This is a genomic window from Burkholderia sp. BCC0419, assembly GCF_902830285.1.
GTDB lineage: Bacteria > Pseudomonadota > Gammaproteobacteria > Burkholderiales > Burkholderiaceae > Burkholderia.
The window spans coordinates 37,301-57,583 of sequence record NZ_CADESR010000010.1; the positions used below are offsets into that span (position 1 = coordinate 37,301).

19 protein-coding genes are annotated in these 20,283 nt (G+C 68.2%); 7 read left to right on the forward strand and 12 right to left on the reverse strand.

Annotated features, from left to right (window positions below):
• The first annotated feature begins 103 nt into the window (after positions 1–103).
• Positions 104–952 carry a helix-turn-helix transcriptional regulator gene (locus tag HWW87_RS30940; protein ID WP_175823481.1) on the forward strand — a complete coding sequence of 283 codons (849 nt, stop codon included), beginning with the start codon at positions 104–106 and terminating at the stop codon, positions 950–952.
• 32 nt (positions 953–984) lie between these two features.
• Here HWW87_RS30940 and HWW87_RS30945 read toward each other — a convergent pair whose 3' ends face one another.
• Entirely contained in the window at positions 985–1,611 is a 627-nt protein-coding gene (locus tag HWW87_RS30945) for a LysE family translocator (protein WP_175823482.1), read from the reverse strand.
• Positions 1,612–1,778: 167 nt separating this feature from the next.
• Between HWW87_RS30945 and HWW87_RS30950 the strand changes: the two genes are divergently transcribed.
• Entirely contained in the window at positions 1,779–2,243 is a 465-nt protein-coding gene (locus HWW87_RS30950; RefSeq protein ID WP_006494255.1) for an Lrp/AsnC family transcriptional regulator, read from the forward strand.
• 188 nt (positions 2,244–2,431) lie between these two features.
• Complete coding sequence (locus HWW87_RS30955) at positions 2,432–3,460, forward strand: hypothetical protein (RefSeq protein WP_175823483.1); 1,029 nt, start codon at positions 2,432–2,434, stop codon at positions 3,458–3,460.
• Positions 3,461–3,493: 33 nt separating this feature from the next.
• Here HWW87_RS30955 and HWW87_RS30960 read toward each other — a convergent pair whose 3' ends face one another.
• From HWW87_RS30960 to HWW87_RS31010, 11 genes are all read right to left on the reverse strand, one after another.
• On the reverse strand, positions 3,494–4,870 hold the full coding sequence (locus HWW87_RS30960) for a dihydroorotase (RefSeq protein WP_175823484.1): 1,377 nt from the start codon (positions 4,868–4,870) through the stop codon (positions 3,494–3,496).
• A 3-nt stretch (positions 4,871–4,873) separates the two neighbouring features.
• Positions 4,874–5,434 carry a carbonate dehydratase gene (locus HWW87_RS30965; RefSeq protein WP_174433137.1) on the reverse strand — a complete coding sequence of 187 codons (561 nt, stop codon included), beginning with the start codon at positions 5,432–5,434 and terminating at the stop codon, positions 4,874–4,876.
• Positions 5,431–6,012, reverse strand: coding sequence for a 6-carboxytetrahydropterin synthase (locus HWW87_RS30970; protein WP_175823485.1), 582 nt, complete (start codon positions 6,010–6,012; stop codon positions 5,431–5,433). Before HWW87_RS30970 ends, HWW87_RS30965 begins: the two co-directional genes overlap by 4 nt.
• Positions 6,006–6,926 carry a GTP cyclohydrolase FolE2 gene (gene folE2, locus HWW87_RS30975; protein WP_244107369.1) on the reverse strand — a complete coding sequence of 307 codons (921 nt, stop codon included), beginning with the start codon at positions 6,924–6,926 and terminating at the stop codon, positions 6,006–6,008. Before folE2 ends, HWW87_RS30970 begins: the two co-directional genes overlap by 7 nt.
• Positions 6,927–6,986: 60 nt before the next feature.
• Positions 6,987–8,195, reverse strand: a complete 1,209-nt coding sequence (gene zigA, locus HWW87_RS30980; protein WP_175823487.1) for a zinc metallochaperone GTPase ZigA — start codon at positions 8,193–8,195, stop codon at positions 6,987–6,989.
• A gap of 155 nt (positions 8,196–8,350) precedes the next feature.
• Positions 8,351–9,562 carry an acyl-CoA dehydrogenase family protein gene (locus tag HWW87_RS30985; RefSeq protein WP_175823488.1) on the reverse strand — a complete coding sequence of 404 codons (1,212 nt, stop codon included), beginning with the start codon at positions 9,560–9,562 and terminating at the stop codon, positions 8,351–8,353.
• The gene (locus tag HWW87_RS30990) at positions 9,559–10,401 is read right to left on the reverse strand and encodes a hypothetical protein (protein WP_175823489.1); all 843 of its coding nucleotides are present in this window, start codon (positions 10,399–10,401) and stop codon (positions 9,559–9,561) included. Before HWW87_RS30990 ends, HWW87_RS30985 begins: the two co-directional genes overlap by 4 nt.
• A 52-nt stretch (positions 10,402–10,453) precedes the next feature.
• Entirely contained in the window at positions 10,454–11,110 is a 657-nt protein-coding gene (locus HWW87_RS30995) for a methionine ABC transporter permease (RefSeq protein ID WP_175823490.1), read from the reverse strand.
• Complete coding sequence (locus HWW87_RS31000) at positions 11,103–12,287, reverse strand: ATP-binding cassette domain-containing protein (protein ID WP_175823491.1); 1,185 nt, start codon at positions 12,285–12,287, stop codon at positions 11,103–11,105. The genes HWW87_RS30995 and HWW87_RS31000 overlap by 8 nt, the downstream gene beginning before the upstream one ends.
• Positions 12,288–12,305: 18 nt before the next feature.
• Entirely contained in the window at positions 12,306–13,718 is a 1,413-nt protein-coding gene (locus HWW87_RS31005) for an LLM class flavin-dependent oxidoreductase (protein WP_175823492.1), read from the reverse strand.
• Between the two features lie 11 nt (positions 13,719–13,729).
• The gene (locus HWW87_RS31010) at positions 13,730–14,569 is read right to left on the reverse strand and encodes a MetQ/NlpA family ABC transporter substrate-binding protein (RefSeq protein ID WP_175823493.1); all 840 of its coding nucleotides are present in this window, start codon (positions 14,567–14,569) and stop codon (positions 13,730–13,732) included.
• Positions 14,570–14,991: 422 nt separating this feature from the next.
• Between HWW87_RS31010 and HWW87_RS31015 the strand changes: the two genes are divergently transcribed.
• The 4 genes from HWW87_RS31015 (at position 14,992) to HWW87_RS31030 (ending at position 20,090) form a co-directional block, all read left to right on the forward strand.
• Positions 14,992–16,356 (forward strand): 2-hydroxycarboxylate transporter family protein, encoded by a 1,365-nt coding sequence (locus HWW87_RS31015; RefSeq protein WP_175823494.1) that lies wholly within the window; start codon positions 14,992–14,994, stop codon positions 16,354–16,356.
• Positions 16,357–16,476: 120 nt separating this feature from the next.
• Positions 16,477–18,372, forward strand: a complete 1,896-nt coding sequence (locus HWW87_RS31020) for an ATP-binding protein (RefSeq protein WP_175823495.1) — start codon at positions 16,477–16,479, stop codon at positions 18,370–18,372.
• Positions 18,362–19,723, forward strand: coding sequence for a sigma-54 dependent transcriptional regulator (locus HWW87_RS31025; protein ID WP_175823496.1), 1,362 nt, complete (start codon positions 18,362–18,364; stop codon positions 19,721–19,723). The genes HWW87_RS31020 and HWW87_RS31025 overlap by 11 nt, the downstream gene beginning before the upstream one ends.
• 25 nt (positions 19,724–19,748) lie before the next feature.
• Entirely contained in the window at positions 19,749–20,090 is a 342-nt protein-coding gene (locus HWW87_RS31030) for a DUF3579 domain-containing protein (RefSeq protein WP_175823497.1), read from the forward strand.
• The last annotated feature ends 193 nt before the right edge of the window (positions 20,091–20,283 follow it).

Sequence of the window (20,283 nt, forward strand, 5' to 3'; positions counted from 1 at the left end):
GAACCACGGGCAGCGGCACGCGCAACCGGCGCTGTATGCCGTTCCGGAATGCTTACCTCACAGGTAATGCCCGGCACGCGCAGGATTGCCTATCATCGTCGCCATGAACCCGACCGCCGCCCTCCAATCGCTCCCTCCGTCCGCCGGCCGCGCGTCCGGCATCGGCCCGCTGCTGCGCACGTGGCGGCAACGCCGGCGCCTGAGCCAGATGGCGCTCGCGCTCGACGCGGACGTGTCCGCGCGCCACCTGAGCTTCGTCGAATCGGGCCGCGCGCAGCCGAGCCGCGAGATGGTGCTGCATCTCGCCGAACGGCTCGACGTGCCGTTGCGCGAACGCAATGCGCTGCTCGTCGCGGCCGGCTTCGCGCCGCTGTTTCGCGAACGGCCGTTTTCGGACCCGCAACTGGATGCCGCGCGTCATGCGGTCGAAGCCGTGCTGCGCGGGCACGAGCCCTATCCGGCGCTCGCGGTGGACCGCCACTGGACGCTGCTCGCGGCGAACCGGATGCTCGGCGCGCTGGTCGCGCAGGCCGATCCGGCGCTGCTGCAGCCGCCCGTCAACGTGCTGCGGCTGAGCCTGCATCCGGACGGTCTCGCATCGCAGATCGTCAACTGGCATGAGTGGCGCGCGCACATCCTGCATCGGTTGCAGCGGCAGATCGATGCGAGCGGCGACCGCACGCTGCATGCGCTGCGCGACGAGCTCGCCGCGTATCCGGCGCCGGCCGGCCAGCCCGACGACACGCACGCGCGCACCGATTTCGCGGATATCGCCGTGCCGCTGCGGCTCCGCACGACGGCCGGCGAGCTGACGTTCTTCAGTACGACGACGGTGTTCGGCACGCCTGTCGACGTGACGCTGTCGGAACTTGCGATCGAGGCGTTCTTTCCGGCGAATCCGGAAACGGTGGAGGCGATGCGGGCACTGGCGGACGCGTTGGCGGCGCAGTAACGCCGGAAGGCGTGCCGGCGCCGCGGCCGCGATCAGCGGCGCTCGAGCGCCAGCTTCACGCCCAGCGCCAGCAGGACCACCCCGCTGACGCGATGCATGCGCGTCAGGATGCGCGGGTTGCGGCGGATCGATGCCGACAGCAGGCCCGCGAACAACGCGACCGGCCCCTTGACGAGAAACGTCAGCCCGGCAAACGTCGCGCCGAGCACGAACAGCGACAGCATCGGATGCGGGGCGCCCGCAGGAACGAATTGCGGCAGGAACGCCAGATAGAAAAGCGCGACCTTCGGATTCGACACGTTGGACAGCGCGCCTTGCGCGAACGTCCGGAACCGCGATGCCGGTGCAGCGCCGCTGCCGGCGAGCGTCAATTCGCCCGACGAACGCAACAGCGCGATGCCGAGGTACAGCAGGTACAGCGCGCCGATCACCTTCAGCGCGGTGAACAGCCATTCGGATGCCTGAAGAAGGGCGCCCAGCCCGAGCGTCGCGAGCATCGTATGGACGAGCAGCCCGACGCTGACGCCCGCGGCGGTCACGAGGCCCGCGCGCGTGCCGCCGGACAGCGTGCGCGACATCACCAGAACCATGTCCTGGCCCGGCGTCAGAATGATCAGAAGGGAGGTGGCCATGAACGGCAACCAGGCGACGTGCGACATCGGGAATCTCCTGAAAGCGGGCGCCGCGGCGGACGGGGATCGCCCGCTTGGGGCCGCGCAGTCGTCAGATTATCGGCAAGTTCACGTGGAGATTGGGTGCAAACTCGGCTACTTTTGTCGTTCCATTTGGAGTTATTCTCCAATATATATTTCACCGGTAGCCAAAAATGCCAATCAAACTGGATGCGATCGATCGACGCATTCTGCGTGCGTTGCAGCAGAATTCGAACCAGACGAACGCCGACATCGCGCAACAGGCCGGACTGTCGCCCACGCCGTGCCTGCGCCGCGTTCACCTGCTCGAGGAACAGGGCGTGATCGACGCCTACGTCGCGTTGCTGAACCCGGCGGCCGTCGAGCTGCGTTTCACGGCATTCGTGCGCGTCACGCTGGAGCGCCAGGACAAGACGACGGTCGAACGCTTCGCACGCGAGATGGAGCAGGCGCCCGAAGTGCTCGAATGCCATCTGATGGCCGGCAGCTACGACTATCTGCTGCGCGTGATCGCGAAGGATCTCGACGACTATCAGCGCTTTCAGATGGAAACGCTCACGCAGATCGAAGGCGTACGCAACGTCGAAACCGAGATTCCGCTGAAGCGCATCAAGCAGACGGTGCGGCTGCCGATCTAGGGCCGCGCGCCGCTTTCGTCGGACCATTGCGTTTGAACACTACAATGACGCCCGTTCGTACAAGGTTCCGCAATACCGTCCGCCATCCGGGCCACTCACGCGGCGGCAACGTCACTTGACGATACCGACCTGCTCCGACCTGTCGGGGCGATTCCAGCAATGATGACGCTCGGGCGTTCGCCTACCCCATGATCCCTGCCCCGATTTTCTCCGGCGCCTTCTTCGTCACGCTCGGCATTTCGTTTCTGGCGACCGTCGCCGTGCTGCTTTGGGCCGGCACGCTGGCGTTGTCTCCCCATGCCCGGCGATCGTTTGGCGCGCGCTGGATACGCAAGTCCGTCCTGCTCGGCGTGCTCTGCTGGATGAGCAGTTTCTTTGTCATATTGGCCATTGCCTATCTGAAGATCGACCTGGCGGCACAAAGGAAAGACGCCGCGGAGCATCCCACGCTGGAAAAGACCACCCGGCTGATGGGCATCGACATGCCGCCCGGCACCCAACTGTCGCTCGCGACCGGCGGTGACATGAATTCGCTCGACGCAGCCACGTTTCCGCACGAAGTCGATGTCTATGGCATTCCCGCCATGGCAGTGGAGGTCCGGTCGGAATTCGACGACGAAGCGCCGTGGAACGACCAGGCCCCCGTCAGACTCACTGCGCTGGGGCTGACCGTCACCGGCCCCCGCTCGCTCGACGGGTGGGAGTGCGATGCCGGCCAACCGATGGAGATCGTCTTGCGCAAAGACGCCCGAACCAAGTCGCTGTGGTGGTGCCGTCTGGCCAACGGCAATCGGGTAGCCGACTCCGTCGTTCCGGCCGGGTCGGATTTGATCCGCGACACGACCACCTATGGCGACGGCCTGCGCGACAACGACTATTGGCGTATCGATGTTGCCCAAGGTAGCGTATTTCAACTGGCGGGGCTGGCGCTGCACGGCGCGAGGCTGCGCCTCGACCGACAGCATCGTATCGTCGCGTTCACGTCCGCCACGCTGGTACGCGCGGTCGACGTCGGCGACATCCACTACCCCGTCGGAACCGCGGTCTCCTCCGCGTTGCGCGGGCTCCGCGAGAAGTATCCCGGCGCCTGGGTCTTCACGCCTGCGCGCGGTCAGCCGGCGGTCAGCAAAAACGACGGGCCGATCGCCGATGGCATGTCGATCGTCCAGGCACCGTCGGGAAAGGCCTACGCGCTCGTGCGGGATGCGGCCTACTGAGCGGACGCTGCGCCGGGCCGCACACCGTTCGAATCAAGCCGCCACATCCAGAAACGCGACGGGCCGCCCCGCCGGCTGCCCGCTTAACTCGCCGTCGCGCACGGCAACCTGCCCGCGCACGACCGTATGCACCGGCCACCCCGTGACCGCGCATCCGTCGTACGGCGTCCAGCCGCTCACGCTCGCGATCCATTCGTCGCGGATGATCCGCCGCGCGCGCAGGTCGACGATGCTGAAATCGGCGTCGTAGCCCACCGCAATGCGTCCCTTCCCTTCGATGCCGAAAATGCACACCGGCCCGGCGCTGGTCAGGTCGACCAGCCGCTCCAGGCTCAGGCGGCCGGCATGCACGTGGTCGAGCATCAGCGGCAGCAGCGTCTGCACGCCGGTCATCCCGCTCGGCGACTGCGGATACGGGCGGCGCTTTTCGTCGCGCGTATGCGGCGCATGATCGCTGCCGATCACGTCGACCACGCCGTCGCGGACGGCCTGCCACAGCGCGTCCCGATGATGCCGTTCGCGCACGGGCGGATTCATCTGCGCGAACGTGCCGAGCCGCTCGTAGCAATCCGGCGCGTGCAGGCTCAGGTGATGCGGCGTGACTTCGACCGTCACGCGCCGCCGGTGCCGCGCGAGAAACGCCATTTCATCCGCCGTGGACACGTGCAGCACATGCAGCCGGCGCCCCGCTTCCACGGCCAGCCCGACGATGCGCCGCGTCGCAATCAATGCGCTTTCCGCGTCGCGCCAGCGCGAATGATCGCGCACGTCGCCGCTCGCTTCCGCGATCGCCTTGCGTTCGCGCAGCCGCGCTTCGTCCTCCGCATGCACGGCCATGCGCCGGCGCCCGTTGCGCAGGATCCGGCGCAACACGGTTTCGTCGTCGGCCAGCAGATCGCCGAACGAACTGCCCATGAAGACCTTCACCCCTGCGCAGCCGGGCAACCGCTCGAGCACCGGCAGCCGTTCGGCATTCACGGCCGAGCCGCCGACGTAGAACGCGTAGTCGCACCACGCACGGCCGTATGCAAGATCCCGCTTCGCCTGCAGATCCTGCTCGCCCAGCGTCAGCGGATGCGTATTGGGCATCTCGAAGATCGTCGTGACGCCGCCGAGCACCGCGCCGCGCGTGCCGGCCTCGATGGTCTCCTTGTGCGTGAGCCCCGGTTCGCGGAAATGCACCTGGCTGTCGACCACGCCCGGCAGCACGTGCAATCCGCGCGCATCGAGCAGTACGTCGGCGCTCCACGTACCGTGCAACGCGCCCAGCGCAACGACGCGGCCATCCGTGCACGCGACGTCGATCCGCTCGGCGCCGTTGGGCGTCATCACCGTGCCGCCGTGCACCAGCAGATCGACGTGGCGTCGTTCCGGCCGGTCGGCCCCTTCGCGTCGCATCGGCTCGCCCACGACTCAGAACTCGTTCTGGATGTGCTTGTAACCGAGCACCAGCGCATTGTTCGTCCGCGCGACGTCCTCGGAGAAATCGCTCGCATCGGCCGTCACCTGCGGCAACGCGGCGAGGTCGGTTTCCGGCCCGATGCGTTCGGTCGAGCGCACGTAGAAGCCCGGCGGCAGGTGGCAGCCGTCGACGACCGCGTTGTAGCGCACCACGCAGCCGTCGTCGATCGTGCAGTTGAACAGCACGCTGTTGAACCCGACGAACACGCCGTCGCCGACCTTGCACGGCCCGTGGACGATCGCGCGATGCGCGATCGACGTGTGCCGGCCGATCGTCACGCTCGCGCCCGATTTCGAATGGATCACGACGCCGTCCTGGATGTTCGAATGCGCACCGATCACGATCGGCGCGATCCGGCCGTCCGCATCCGTTTCGTCGGCGCGGATCACCGCGTACGGGCCGATGAACACGTTCTCCTCGACGATCACGCGCCCGCACAGGATGGCGGTCGGGTCGACGAACGCGTTCGGATGAATCTGCGGCAGGTCGCCGCGCGGGTTCTTTCTGATCATGAGGATGCCTGCCGGGAAAGGACATGGCCGCGCTTGAGCCGCTCGAACAGGCCCGGGTCGCGCCACTGCGCGACGATGGCCGGCGCGAACACGATCGCGTCGAGCTCGATGCGGCCCATGCGCGGGTTGAATGCGTCGTCGCGGAAGCACTGCGCGTAGCCTGTCTCGGTCTCGTGAACGATCACCGAATGCAGCCGCACGTCGGCTTCGCCGTTCGACATGCGCGTACAGCACAGCGCCGCGTCGACGAGGCGAAAGAACACACGCGAGAACTGCTCGGCGCTCGGCGAAACCGGCAGCCGCACCCAGCGCTCCGAATGCCGGCGCATGCTTTCGACGTAGCACGGATCGTCGTCCGACCACAGCGTCACCGCATGGTCGAATGCATCGATCAGGTCGCGCACGTCGCCCTTGAGCAATCCGAAGTCGTAGATCATCTGCCCGTGATCCAGCGCATGCGCTTCGAGCAGCAGCTCGACACGGTACGAATGGCCGTGGATCGAATGCGAGCAGCGTCGCGTGCTGCAGCCGCGCACAACGTGTGCATTCTCGAACCGGAACAGCTTGCGGATCAGCATGCGTCGGCCCCTTCGCGCACCGGTGCGGCCCACGCCACCGCATCGTGCGGATGCAGGCTTTCGAGATGGCGCACGCGCACGCGCGGGCTCGCATGATGACCTTCCAGCGCGGCCTGCACGCGGCGCGCGGCATCCTCGACGAACATCAGGTTCCCGCCGTTCAGCACCGCGAACGCCTGCTCGTCCGCACGCTTGACCGCCGTCTGCACCGGCGTGCCGAGCGCACGCTCGACGCGATCGATCAGGTCGATCAGCCCCAGCGTCGCGCCATCGGCGGGCAGCGCCACGCTGACGACGGCTTCGCTGCGCTGACTGTGCGGCGTGGCGGCCGTCGCATGCCGGTTCAGCCAGGCGGCGACCGCCGCCGGCTCCACGCGATCCTCGCGGCCGAACGCCGTCAGGAACGCCTGTTCGACCCAGTGCCGCGACAGCGCGGCCGAGCACGGGCACGTCGACGAATAAACGACCGTCGCCTGCGCGCGCAGCGCGAACGCGTCGCCGGCCAGCGTCGCGTCGATCCGCACCGGATAGGCCTTCCAGCCGGCCAGCCCCTCGGTCACGAGCGCGGTGCGGCGGGCCAGCAGGTCGAAGCGCAGCCGCACGCGTGCGCTGCGCGTATCGCAGTCACGGTGGCTGTCGACCATCGCGCGCAGCATGCGCTGCAAGCCGGCCGGCGACAGCGCTTCGCCATCGGCCAGCCAGTCGAGCAGCCCGTACAGCCGCGACATGTGGATACCTTTCACCCGCGGCGCAGGCAGATCGACCTGGATGTCGGCACGCGCATGCACGTCGCGCCGGCAACCGGACTCCGCCACGACGACGGGCAGGTCGATGCCCTGCATGCCGACCCATTCGAGCGGGCGGTGGCCCGGCGCGGCATCGGTCAGGGAAATATCGGGAAGCGCTGCATTCATGCTTGAAATCCGGTGGAGCGCCTGCTCCATCCGGATCGATGCAGGCAGCGCGCGTTCAGGTCAGGGCCAGTCGCGAAACGGGTTGTCCCACGTGGTCCAGTGTTCGGGGCCGGTCGCCATCTCGGCATCGGTCAGCAGACACGCGTCGAAGCGCGCGCGCAGTGCCGGCTCGTCCATGTCCATGCCGATCAGCACGAGTTCCTGCCGTGCATCGCCGACGTGCTCGTCCCAGCGTGCGCGGATCTGCGCGACGGCGTCCGCGTCCTGCGGCCAGCGCTCGGGCGGCACGGCCGCCCACCAGTGGCCGGCCGGCCCGTGCCGTGCAACCGCGCCGGCCTGCGACCACGAACCGGCGACGGTCGGATGCGTGGCCAGCCAGAAGAACCCCTTCGAGCGGACGACGCCCGGCCATTCGCTTTCGACGAGATCGAAGAAACGCCGCGGATGGAACGGCCGACGCGCGCGATAGACGAAGCTGCGGATCCCGTATTCGTCGGTCTCCGGCGTGTGCGTGCCGCGCAGCTCCTGCAGCCAGCCCGGCGCGCGCGACGCCTCATCGAAGTCGAACAGGCCGGTGTCGAGCACGCGCTCGAGCGGCACCTTGCCGAATTCGGCGATCTCGATCCGCGCACGCGGGTTCAGGCCGCGCAGCAGCGCGACCAGCCGCTCGCGCGCGCTGCCGTCGATCAGGTCGATCTTGTTGATCACGAGCACGTCGCAGAACTCGATCTGGTCGATCAGCAGATCGACGACCGTGCGTGCGTCCTCGTCGCCCATCGATTCGCCGCGCGATTGCAGGCTGTCGCGCGACGCGTAGTCGCGCAGGAAATTGAACGCGTCGACCACCGTCACCATCGTGTCGAGCCGCGCGACTTCGCCGAGGCTGCGGCCGTCCTCGCCTTCGAACGTGAACGTCTCGGCCACCGGCAGCGGCTCCGAGATGCCGGTCGATTCGATCACGAGCTGATCGAAGCGCCCTTCGCGCGCGAGCCGGTCGACCTCGATCAGCAAGTCCTCGCGCAGTGTGCAGCAGATGCAGCCGTTGCTCATCTCGACCAGCTTCTCGTCGGTGCGCGACAGCCCCGCGCCGCCGTCGCGCACGAGCGCCGCATCGATGTTGACCTCGGACATGTCGTTGACGATGACCGCGACGCGCCGGCCCTCGCGATTGTTGAGGATGTGGTTGAGCAGCGTCGTCTTGCCGGCGCCGAGAAAGCCGGACAGGACGGTCACGGGAAGCCGCGGGGACGGATGAAGGGCGGGGCTCATCGGGCGATTCCGGAACAGGACGTTGAGGATGAAATGATATATTGTATCGATACGATATAACATATCATTCCGGACGTCCAGCAGGCCGGCTCATCGATGTGGCGACAGCGAAGGCAGCAGTACGCGGCGCCGTGCCGGTACCGCCCCGCTGCGTATTACGTATAGAGCGACGCCGGCGGCAATTCCGCGGTGAGCGCGAACCGGCCCACGTCGCGCAGCCGGTAGTCGAGCGGATCGTGCAGCGTATGCGTGCGCGCGTTCCGCCAGAAGCGGTCGAGGCCGAGCGACGCGGCCGTCGCGCGCGCGCCGCATGCGTCGAACAGCGCCTCGCCGTTGTCGAGCGCCGCGCGCTGCGCGACGATCTTCGCTTCCGAGACCGCAAGCGCGACTTCGGCGCGTTCGTCGGCCGTCAGCGCATCCTGCCGCGCCCACGCGTGCTGCAACGCGATTGCCGCGCGATCGGCCAGCGCCGCCGCGGCAATCGCGCGCACGCGCATGTCGCCGAAGCGCTGAAGCGTGTACGGATCGTCTTCGGCCCGCTCGACGTCCGAGTGAATCCACGGGCGGCCATGCTGCCGCACGTAGTCGCGCGCCTCGGCCAGCGCACCCTCCGCCAGGCCGACGAACAGGTTCGTCAGCACGAGTTGCGACACGAGCGTGCGCAGTGTCGCGCGCGGCGTCGGCGGGGTTTCGGAACGATGCAGCACCTCGTCCGCCGCGAGCGTCACACCGTCGAAGCGCACGCTGCCGCTGTCGGTCTGACGCTGGCCGATCGGGTCCCAATCCTCGTTGACGGTAATTCCTTCACGATCGGTCGGCACCACGCCGAACACGGTGCGGCCGGTGGCCGGATCGTGCGCGGACACCGTCATCCGCTGCGAGCCGCGCGTGCCGGAACAGAAGCCCTTCACGCCGTCGAGCCGGTAGCCGCCGTCGGGCGTCGCCGTGGCCACGAGCCGCGTGTCGAGCGGATTGACCGCGTTGCCCCACCACCAGCGCCCGTCGACCGTGCCGCGCAGGTAGCGCTCGCGCTGCGCGGCGCTGCCCCACACGTCGACGCTCACCACTTGCAGGCACTGAAACCCGACCAGATGCGCGAGCGCGCTGTCGACCCGTGCGACCTGCCGGATCGCGTCGTAGATCGCGGGCCACGCCGCTTCCTGCCCGCCGAACGCGCGCGGCACCGCGAGCGTCAGCAAGCCCGCCTCGGCGAGCCACTGCTTCTCCTGCGCCGCATGACCGCCCGCGCGGTCGCGCTCGGCGGCGCTCACGCGCAGCGCGTCGATCGCGCGTGCCAGCGCAGCGCGGTCGACGGCCGGCGTATCGGTATCCGGCGCGAGGGTCGCCGGGCCGCGTGGATCGTTCATGCGACAGCTTCCTGTTCAACGGTTTCGCCCGACAGCGGGACGAGCGCGCCGAGCCGGCGGCCGGTCAGCCGCGACAGGATCTCGCGCCGCCAGTCGTCGTAGATCGCACGATATTCGGCGATATCCGCGCCGAACACCAGCGCGGTGTGCGCGTACTCGTCGTGCAGGTAGCCGTCGAGCCGCGCCTGGGTTTCCTCGTCGGCCGCGATCACGCGATCGATCAGCGCGTCGCGCTCGGCGTCCGGCAGCGCCTGCAGCGTGTCGAACCACCACTGGACGATCTGCACGCGATGCCACTCCTCGTCCGGCCGGATCCGGTTCTCGCCGTGCTCGCGCATCGCACTGTCGCCGATGCGGCCGGTCTTGCGCTGGATCCACAGCTTCGCGAGGATGTGCAGCTCGTAATGCCATTCGAACGCGAGAAAGCCCGCGACGTCGCGCACCGCGATGTCGCCGATGCGCGCCCAGTGCGCGGCGACGAGCCGGTCGACTTCCGGCAGCGGATCGCGCCCGGTGAGTGCGGTCACGCGCTCACGGCCGATCACCGCGTGCGCGCCGTCGTCACCGAGCTGGCGCGACAGGATCAACTGGAAATGCGGATCGTCGCGGAACAGCGTATCGATCGCCTTCGCGACGACCTGCACGATGAACAGGTCGTGCGACGCCATCTTCGTGTAGTAGTCCGCGATGGCGGCAAGCTCGTCGCCGTTGCGCGGCTCGCGCGGCGGCGTCGCCAGTTTGTCCGGGAAGTCCGGACGATGGCGTCGCGCCACGTCGAGAAACAGCGCTTCCTCGAATTGTCCGTTCCATTCGCGCGGCGCGCCGATGGGCAAGGTCATGGGTTTTTCTCTCAGGATCAGGAATGAAACAAGCGGACGCTTGTGGCGCCGCTCAAGTACGCCGGGTCACGTGTCGGACCAGGCGGTCGCCGGTGATTTGCACGGCTGAAACGAGGGCGATCAGGATCACGATCACGGTCGCCATCACAGTGGTATCGAAACGCTGGTAGCCGTAGCGGATCGCGAGATCGCCGAGGCCGCCCGCGCCGACGGCGCCCGCCATCGCGGTCGAGCCGATCAGCGCGACGACGGTGATCGTGAAGCCGCCGAGCATGCCGGGCAGCGCTTCCGGCAGCAGCACGTGCCACACGATGTGGCGGCGCTTCGCGCCCATCGCGAGCGCGGCCTCGATCAGCCCGCGGTCGACTTCGCGCAGGCTCACTTCGGCGATCCGCGCGAAAAACGGGATCGCGGCGATCGACAGCGGCACGACGGCCGCCCACACGCCGATCGTCGTGCCGATCAGCACGCGCGTGAACGGCAGCAGCGCAACGAGCAGGATGATGAACGGCGTCGAGCGGAACACGTTGACGAGCGCGCCGAGCACCGCGTTCACGCCGCGCCGCGCGTAGATGCCGCCGGGCGCGGTGGTCACGAGGATCACCGCGAGCGGGATGCCGATCAGCGCGGCGATCGCGGCCGACGCGGCGACCATCGACAGCGTGTCGCGGATCGCGTCGAGCAGTTCGGGCCACCAGAGCTCAAACATAGCCGAGCACCTCCGCATGATTCGCATGGCGGCGCGCGCGTTCGAGCAGCGCGGCGACCGCACCGCCGCGCGCCGCCGACGGGCCGGCGTCATCCGCACGCGGCGTCGCGGCGATCACGAGCCGCCCCTGCGCATGCCCCTGGATGCTTTCGATGCCGCCGTGCAGAAACCGCACCGAGCCGCCGAGCGCCGCCGCGAGCGCGCCGACGTCCGGCTCGCCGCCGCTCTCGCCCGTATAACGGACGTCGAGCACGATCTGTGCGCCGACGGGCAGCGCGGCCTGCTCGGGCAGCGGCCGCACGCGCGCGGCCAGCTCGGCCGGCAGGTCGTGCTGAAGCGTGCTCAACAGCGCGCGCGTCGCGCCATGACGCGGATCGCCGAACACGCGCCACACGGGGCCCGTTTCGACGACTTCGCCCTGTTCGATCACCGCGACCGTGTCGCACACCGCGCGGATCACTTCCATCTCGTGCGTGATCAGCACGATCGTCAGTCCGAGGCGGTGGTTGATGTCGGCGAGCAGCGCGAGGATCGATTGCGTGGTCTCCGGATCGAGCGCCGACGTCGCTTCGTCGCACAGCAGCACCTCGGGATCGTGCACCAGCGCCCGCGCAATGCCGACGCGCTGCTTCTGCCCGCCCGACAGGCTCGCCGGATACGCATCGCGCTTCGCGGCGAGCCCGACGAGGTCGAGCAGCGCCTCGACCTTGCGCACGCGCTCGGCCTTCGGCACGCCGGCGATCTTCAGCGGCAGCGCGACGTTCTCGAACACCGTCTTCGCGGACAGCAGGTTGAAATGCTGGAACACCATGCCGGTGCGGCGCCGCAACGCGACGAGGCCTTCCTCGTCGAGCGCGCCGACGTCGACGCCCTGCACGCGCACGCGGCCCGAGCTCGGCCGTTCGAGGCCGTTCACGAGCCGCAGCAGCGTCGACTTCCCGGCGCCGCTGCGGCCGATGATCCCGAACACCTCGCCGCGCCGCACGTCGAGCGTCACGTCGCGCAGCGCGGCGGCGTGGCCGCGCGGCGTCGCGAACACCTTGCCGACCTGCTCCAGCGACACGGCCGCGCCGTCGGCCGGCGTCACGGCTTCCTCATGCGCCGCGGCACCGACCCCGGCGCCGGCACGCACGGCCGATGTCTCGATGAAACCCAGCGTATCGAACAATTGCGTCATCGCTTCGCTCCGTCACGTTCAGGCATGCGCGGGATGCGCGGGTTCGGATACGGCAGCCGGCCGGTGCTGCGCGCCGGTGTGCCAGACGGGCAGGCGCGGGCCTGCACCGAACAGCTTCTCGCGCAGCGTCGGCGCGGGATCGTAGTCTTCCTTGTAGACGCCGCGGTTCTGCAGCTCGGGCACGACCCAGTCGACGAAATCCTCGAACGACTCGGGCATCACGGTGCGCGTCAGGTTGAAGCCGTCGATGCCGGTCTCGTCGATCCACGACTGCAGTTCGTCCGCGACCTGCGACGGCGAACCGACGATCGGCGCATAGCGTCCGCCGAGCGACATCTGTTCGAGCATGCGGCGCACGGTCCACGTGCCGGTCGTGCTCTTGCGCGAGATCGCGTCGACGGCCGACTGGATCGAATCGGTCTTCACGTACGAGATCGGCTCGTCGAGGCCGTACTTCGCGAAGTCGATGCCGGTCGAGCTCGCGAAATGCGCAAGGCCGGCTTCCGGGCTCGCATAGCGCCGGTATTCGTCGAACTTTTCGCGGGCGAGCAATTCGGTCTCGGCGGTCACGACGCTCACGCCGGCAAAGATCTTGATCGACGCGGGGTCGCGGCCCTGCCGCGCGGCGGCCGCGCGGATGTCGAGCACCGCCGCGCGCGCCGCGGCCTTGCTCTGCCCGTTCACGAACACGCATTCCGCGTGACGACCCGCGAACTCGACGCCGCGCGCGGACGAGCCGGCCTGGTACAGCACCGGCGTGCGTTGCAGCGACGGTTCGCTCAGATGAATCGCATCGATCGAATAGAACGGCCCGTCGTGCTTCACGCGCCGCACCTTGCCCGGCTGTGCGAACACGCGCGCCTGCGCGTCGCGGATCACCGCATCGTCGTCCCAGCTCTGTTCCCACAGCTTGTAGACGACGTCCATGTAGTCGTCCGCGCGCTCGTAGCGGTCGTCGTGGCCGATCTGCTGCGCGAGGCCCATCCCGCGCGCGGCACTGTCGAGGTAGCCGGTGACGATGTTCCAGCCCACCCGCCCTTTCGTCAGATGATCGAGCGTCGACATGCGGCGCGCGAACAGGTACGGCGGCTCGTAGGTCAGGTTCGCGGTCACGCCGAAGCCGAGATGCCGCGTGACCTGCGCCATCGCCGGCACGAGCAGCAGCGGGTCGTTGACGGGCACCTGCACCGATTCGCGCAGCGCGGCGTCAGGCCCGCCGCCGAACACGTCGTACACGCCGACGATGTCCGCGAGAAAGATCCCGTCGAACTTGCCGCGTTCGAGCGTCCTGGCGAGATCGGCCCAGTAGTCGAGATCGGTGTAGTGCGCGGAGCGGTCGCGCGGATGCGTCCACAGCCCGTGGTTGATGTGCCCGACGCAGTTCATGTTGAACGCGTTGAGCAGGATTTTCTTGCGGTTCGCCGTCGTCATGTCTGGCTCCGTCACCATGCGATCGCGTACAGCGAGCCGAACGCGTTGTCGAGCGCTTTACGCACGGCCGGCGAGTGCTGGTAGATCGAGATGAACTTGCGGATGCGCGGATCGTTCGCGCTCTCGGGCCGCACGACCCACTGGATCGCGAAGTTCTTGTTCTCGGTGCCGTCGAACAGCAGCGCGCTGTTCGGATCGGTCGTGCCGGCGAGCTTGATGAAGCTCGGGTAGCCCTGCGCGAGATCGACGTCGTCGAGCGAACGCGCGAGTTGCGACGCTTCGAGCGGGATGATCTTCAGGTGCTTCGGGTTGGCGACGATGTCATGCGTCGTCGCTCGGTAGTCGGTGCCCGGCTTCAGCGTGATGAGTCCCGCGCGCTGCAGCAGCAACAGCCCGCGCCCGCCGTTCACCGGATCGTTCGCGATCGCGACGCGCGCGCCGTCCTTCAGCTCGGCGAAGCTTTTCACCTTCTTCGAATAGAGGCCGATCTTCATGATCGTGCCGGGCGCGATCGAGATGAAGTTGTAGCCGCCCTGCTTCTTCGCGTTCTCGAGAAACGGGATGTGCTGGAAGTAGTTGACGTCGATGTCCTTGTTCGCGAGCGCCGCGTTCGGCGTATTCCAGTCGGTGAATTCGACGATCTTCACGTCGAGGCCCTGCTCCTTGGCCTCCTTCGCGGCGATCTTCAGCGCCTCGATCTGCGGGCTGGTCGAGATGCCGACCTTCAGCGGCGCGGTGTCGGCGCGTGCGCCGTTCAGCAGCACGACGCCGAGCAGCGCGGCCGTCAGCAGGCGGGCCAGGCGGGCCACACGGCCGGCGGAAAAGCGGGCGGAAAAAACGGGATGCAGCATGGAAACCACTCTCCTGTCCAAAGACGGTATCGACGGATGAGCGGCGCCGCGGCGAACGCGCGGGCGTTCTCCGGACGGTCGTCATCGCATCGGAAAAGGATCAGCCGATGATAGAGAGCGGCGGGAGGGCGGTCTACGAAGCGATTGTGCGAAGAAAATCGCGCGCGGCGATATGGCGGGCGTCGGGCCCGGCCGGCTGCCCGGGCCGCCATCAGGCCGAAATCTCGGCCTGGCCGCCGCGCCGATTCCGAAATCTCGGCCATCACACCTGGAAAACTCTTTCCGCAGACGAAACAAATCCCTTATGAATCAATGCATTGAAAATATTCCGGCGGGCTGGAATTCTGGCACGGGGGTTGCGTAATAGACGGCACACGATGCCGCGAAGCAATGCAGGCATTCCAAACATCAGGAGACACGTCTTGCAGACCTCTATCCAAACCCCGTCCCATCCGGAGCCGATTGCCGCAGCCGGTCCCGCCACGCGCGAACGCTTCTGGCCGGCAGGCTGGTGGAAGCTGATGGAAATCCGCATCGGCATCATCCCGCTGCCGGTCTACGTGATCCTGTTCGGGCTGATCGTCGGCTTCGTCGTGACGGGCAAGGTGCCCGGCGAAATCTCGATGGCGATCGCCGTGCTCGCGTTCTTCGGCTTCACCTGCGCGGAACTCGGCAAGCGCCTGCCGCTCTTGCGCAACATCGGCGCGGCCGCGATCTTCGCGACCTTCGTGCCGTCGGCGCTCACGTACTACCACGTGCTGCCGAAGCCGGTGCTGAACCTGACGGTCGAATTCACGAAGTCGACCAACTTCCTGTACCTGTTCATCGCGTCGATCATCGTCGGCAGCATCCTGAGCATGGATCGCCGCGTGCTGATCCAGGGCTTCGTGAAGATCTTCGTCCCGCTCGCCGTCGGTTCGATCGCGGCCGCGATCGTCGGCACGGCGGTCGGCACCGCGCTCGGTCTCGGCGCGCGCCACACGCTGCTGTACATCGTCGTGCCGATCATGGCGGGCGGCGTCGGCGAAGGCGCGATTCCGCTGTCGATCGGCTATTCGGAACTGATGCACCTGCCGCAGGGCGAGATGTTCGCGATGGTGCTGCCGTCGGTGATGCTCGGCAGCCTGACCGCGATCATCCTGTCGGGCGCGCTCGACATGCTCGGCAAGCGCCTGCCGCACCTGACCGGCAACGGTCGCCTGCAAGTCGGCGAAAGCGGCGACATGACGCCTGAAAACGAGGAAATCCGCGGCCACGTCGACGTCACGCACATCGCGGGCGCCGGCATCACCGCGATCACGCTGTACCTCGTCGGCCTGATGGCGCACAAGCTGTTCGGCCTGCCCGCGCCGGTCGCGATGCTGTTCCTCGCGGTGCTGGTGAAGCTCGCGCGCGCGGTGTCGCCGCCGCTGCAGGAAGGCGCGTTCGTGGTCTACAAGTTCTTCTCGACCGCCGTCACGTATCCGCTGCTGTTCGCGATCGGCGTCGCGATGACGCCGTGGGACAAGCTGACCGCCGCGTTCACGATCGTCAACGTCGTCACGATCGTGTCGACCGTCGCGACACTGATGGGCACCGGTTTCGTGGTCGGCCGCCTGCTGAAGATGTACCCTATCGACACCGCAATCGTGAACGCCTGCCACAGTGGGCAAGGCGGCACCGGCGACGTCGCGATCCTGACCGCCGCGAACCGGATGCAGCTGATGCCGTTCGCGCAGATCGCCACGCGCATCGGCGGCGCGATCGTCGTCACGGTCACGCTGATCCTGGTCGCGCACTTCGGATAACGCGCGGTCGCGCGCACCGTCGCGCCGGCTGCTTCGCACGCGCCGCCGCCGGCCCTGCCGGCGCGCGGCGCGCGTCGTTGCGGAGAGCCGGTTGCGGACGGCCGGCGGTTGCGGGCTTCGATGAGGGCGAACGTGCAGAAGAGCTTCAAGGGAATCCCGTGGTGGGGCTGGGCATCGGCCGCGGTGCTGTATGTCGGCGTGGCCGGCGCGGCCGTCGATTTCGCGTGGGAACGCGCGATCGACGCGCTCGAGGAAGCCGGCGCGCACCGGCTCGACCTGTATGCGTCGAGCCTGAAAAGCGAACTCGGCCGCTTCGAGATCCTGCCCGGCCTGGTCGCGCGGCAGGACGGCGTGCGTGCGATGCTGAAAGCCGCGCCGAACGATGCGCCCGAGCTCGTGCATGCGGTGAACACCTACCTCGAAGCCGTGAATCGCGACGCGGGCAGCGGCGCGGTCGACGTGATCGATCTGCAAGGCGACGTGATCGCCGCGAGCAACTGGAACGAGACGATCAGCTTCGTCGGCACCAACGTGTCGTACCGGCCGTACTTCAAGGACGCGCTCGCGCGCGGCAGCGGCCGCTTCTTCGGCATCGGCACCAACACCGGCGTGCCGGGCGTCTACTTCGCGAGCGCGGTGCGCAGCGACGGCGCGCCGGTCGGCGTCGCCGCCGTGAAGATCAGCGTCGACCCGCTCGAATCGGCGTGGCGTGCGCCGGGCGTCGCCGCGCTGGTCGTCGACAGCAACGGCGTGGTGGTGATCTCGACCGAGCCCGCGTGGAAATTCACCGCGCTGCGCCCGATCACCGCGCAGCAGCAACGCGACATCCAGGCGTCGCGCCAGTACGCGGGCCGCACCGTCGACGCGCTGACCTATCGCCGCATCGGCGACCGCAGTTCGGCCGCCTGGTTCAGCACCTTCCCCGATCCGCGCCACGCCGGCCGCACCACGCGCTATCTCGTGATGTCGCGCCCCGCGCCGCAAGCCGGCGATTCGCTGATGGTGCTGCTCGACATCGCGGGCGCGCGGCGCCAGCAGCAGACGGCGTTCGTGTTCGTCACCGGCGCGTTCCTGATCGTCGCGCTGCTGGTCGGCTATGCGATCCAGCGCCGCCGGGCGATCCTCGCGCGGCTGAGCGCGCAGGACGCGCTGCGCCGCGCGAACGACCGGCTCGAACTGACGGTCGCGCAGCGCACGGCCGCGCTGACGGCCGCGAACGAGCGGATGCAGCGCGAGATCGTCGAGCGCGAACGCACCGAACAGCGGCTGCGCGCGTCGCAGCAGGAAGTCGTGCACGCGGGCAAGCTCGCGGTGCTCGGGCAGATGGCCGCCGGCCTCACGCACGAGCTGAACCAGCCGCTCGTCGCGATCCGCACGCTGTGCGACAACGCGCGCACGTTCTTCGAGCGCGGCCAGCCGGCGCCGGCGCTCGCGAATCTCGAACGGGTCGGCAAGCTGGTCGACGGCATGGCCGTGCTCACCGGCGAGTTGAAGACCTTCGCGCGCAAGCCCGACGTCGAGCGCGTCGCGGTGTCGCTGAACGAGGCCGTCGCGCATGCGCGGCTCATCTACGATGCGCGCATTCGCGACGAAGGCGTGCGGCTCGACGTGAACATCGCGCCCGGCACGACGGTATCGGCGGAATCGAGCCAGTTGCAGCAGGTGATCGTGAACCTGCTCGGCAACGCGCTCGACGCGGTGCACGACGCGCCGGTGCGCCGCATCGTCATCGAGACGGCCGAAGTGGACGACGTGGACGACGCCGGCCGCGTGCGCTTCACGGTGGCCGACAGCGGCGCCGGCATCGCGCCCGACGTGCTGCCGCACCTGTTCGAGCCGTTCGTCACGACCAAGCCGCGCGGCCAGGGCCTCGGGCTCGGCCTCGCGATCACGTCGCGCATCGTCGAGGCGTTCGGCGCGAGGATCACCGCGACGAACCGCGATGAAGGCGGCGCGCAGTTCACCATCGAATTCGCGGCGGCGACGCCGCAACAAAGGACAGAGCATGGAAGATGAGATTCGGGTGCTGGTCGTCGAGGACGATGAAAACGTCCGGATCGGCGTCGAGCAGGCCGTCGCGCTCGCCGGGTTCCCGGTCGACGCGTTCGCGTCGGCCGCCGATGCGCTCGCCCACGTCGCGCCCGGCGCGCCGGTGGTGATCGTGTCGGACGTGCGGATGCCGGGCATCGACGGGCTGCAGCTGCTCGACCGCGTGATGGCCATCGATGCGCAGATCCCGGTCGTGCTGATCAGCGGCCACGCGGACATCTCGACGGCCGTCGGCGCGATGCAGGTCGGCGCGTACGACTTCATCGAGAAGCCGTTCTCGTCGGACCTGATCGCCGGCCGCGTGGCGCGCGCGGTCGAGAAGCGCCGCCTGACGCTCGAGGTGCAGGGGCTGCGCGCGGCGCTGAACAACTGGCAGGGCATCGAGGCGTTCGTGCTCGGCAAGTCGCCCGCGATGGCCGACGTGCGCAAGAAGATCCTGCGCCTCGCCGATACGTCGGTGTCGGTGCTGATCACCGGCGAGACCGGCACCGGCAAGGAGCTGATCGCGCGCAGCCTGCACGACTTCGGCGGCCGGCGCGATGCGCATTTCGTCGCGCTGAACTGCGGCGGCCTGCCGGAGCAGATTTTCGAAAGCGAACTGTTCGGCCATGAGGCCGGCGCGTTCACCGGCGCGATCAAGAAGCGCATCGGCAAGATCGAATGGGCGGATGGCGGCACGCTGTTCCTCGACGAGATCGAGACGATGCCGATCGCGCTGCAGATCAAGATGCTGCGCGTGCTGCAGGAGCGCGTGGTCGAGCGGCTCGGCGCGAACGACCTGATTCCGGTCGACTGCCGCGTGGTGGCCGCGTCGAAGGCCGATCTCGCCGAACTCGCGGCCGACGGGCGCTTTCGCGCGGACTTGCTGTATCGCCTCAACGTCGCGCAGATCGAGTTGCCGCCGCTGCGCGAGCGGCGCGAGGACGTGCCGCTGCTGTTCGAGCATTTCGTGCTCGCGGCCGCGCGGCGCTTCGGGCAGCCGGCGCCGGTCGTCACGGCTGCGCAGGTATCCGAACTGATGACACACGCGTGGCCCGGCAACGTGCGCGAGCTGCAGAACGTGGCCGACCGCTTCGTGCTCGGGCTGACCGGCGACAGCCTGCTGTCGTCCGGCGAAGCGCCGGCCGTGGGCAGCACGCTCGCGGAACAGCTCGCGTATTTCGAGCGGATGCTGATCGAGGACATGCTGCGGCGTCACCACGGCAACGTCGCGGACGCGAGCGAGGCGCTCGGCATGCCGAAGAAAACGCTCTATCACAAGCTGCGCAACCTGCGGATTCCCGCGCGCGGCGACGCGGCGGCCGACGGCGGCGAATGACGCGAACGAAGAAACGCAAAACAGCATGGATCGCATCGAAGTCACCGAACACGGCCGCGTCATCGGTCAACCCCACGGCCACCTGATCCGCGGCGTCACCCGCGCGCAGAAAACCTTCCGCCCGAGCGACTGGCCCGAACGCCTCGCCGGCGTCATCACGCTGTTCGTCGGCGAACGGCGGCCCGGCTATCCGTGCGCGCTGTCGCGGCTCGCGATGCCGGTCGTCGACGGCGGCGTCAAATGCCTGGTCGTGTCGGACGAATTGCGCGCCGTGTGCGCCGATGCGTTCGACTTCGCGATGCAGTTCGCGGCCGATAACGATCTGCCGGTCGAGCTTCAGACTGCGCCCGCGTTGACGGTGCGCTGACGTCCACCCCTCCCCCGTTCCAATGCAAAGGCGCGTGCGCGCAGGCCGCCGCACGCCCTTACGGTGCCGCAATCAATCGTCAGATGATTGAAGGCTTCGACGCATGATCACGCTCCGACAAGGATTTCCAGCGCAACCATCAATAAAATTGATCGTCACGATGAAAATTATGCGTTTTCCTTGCAGGTCGCCG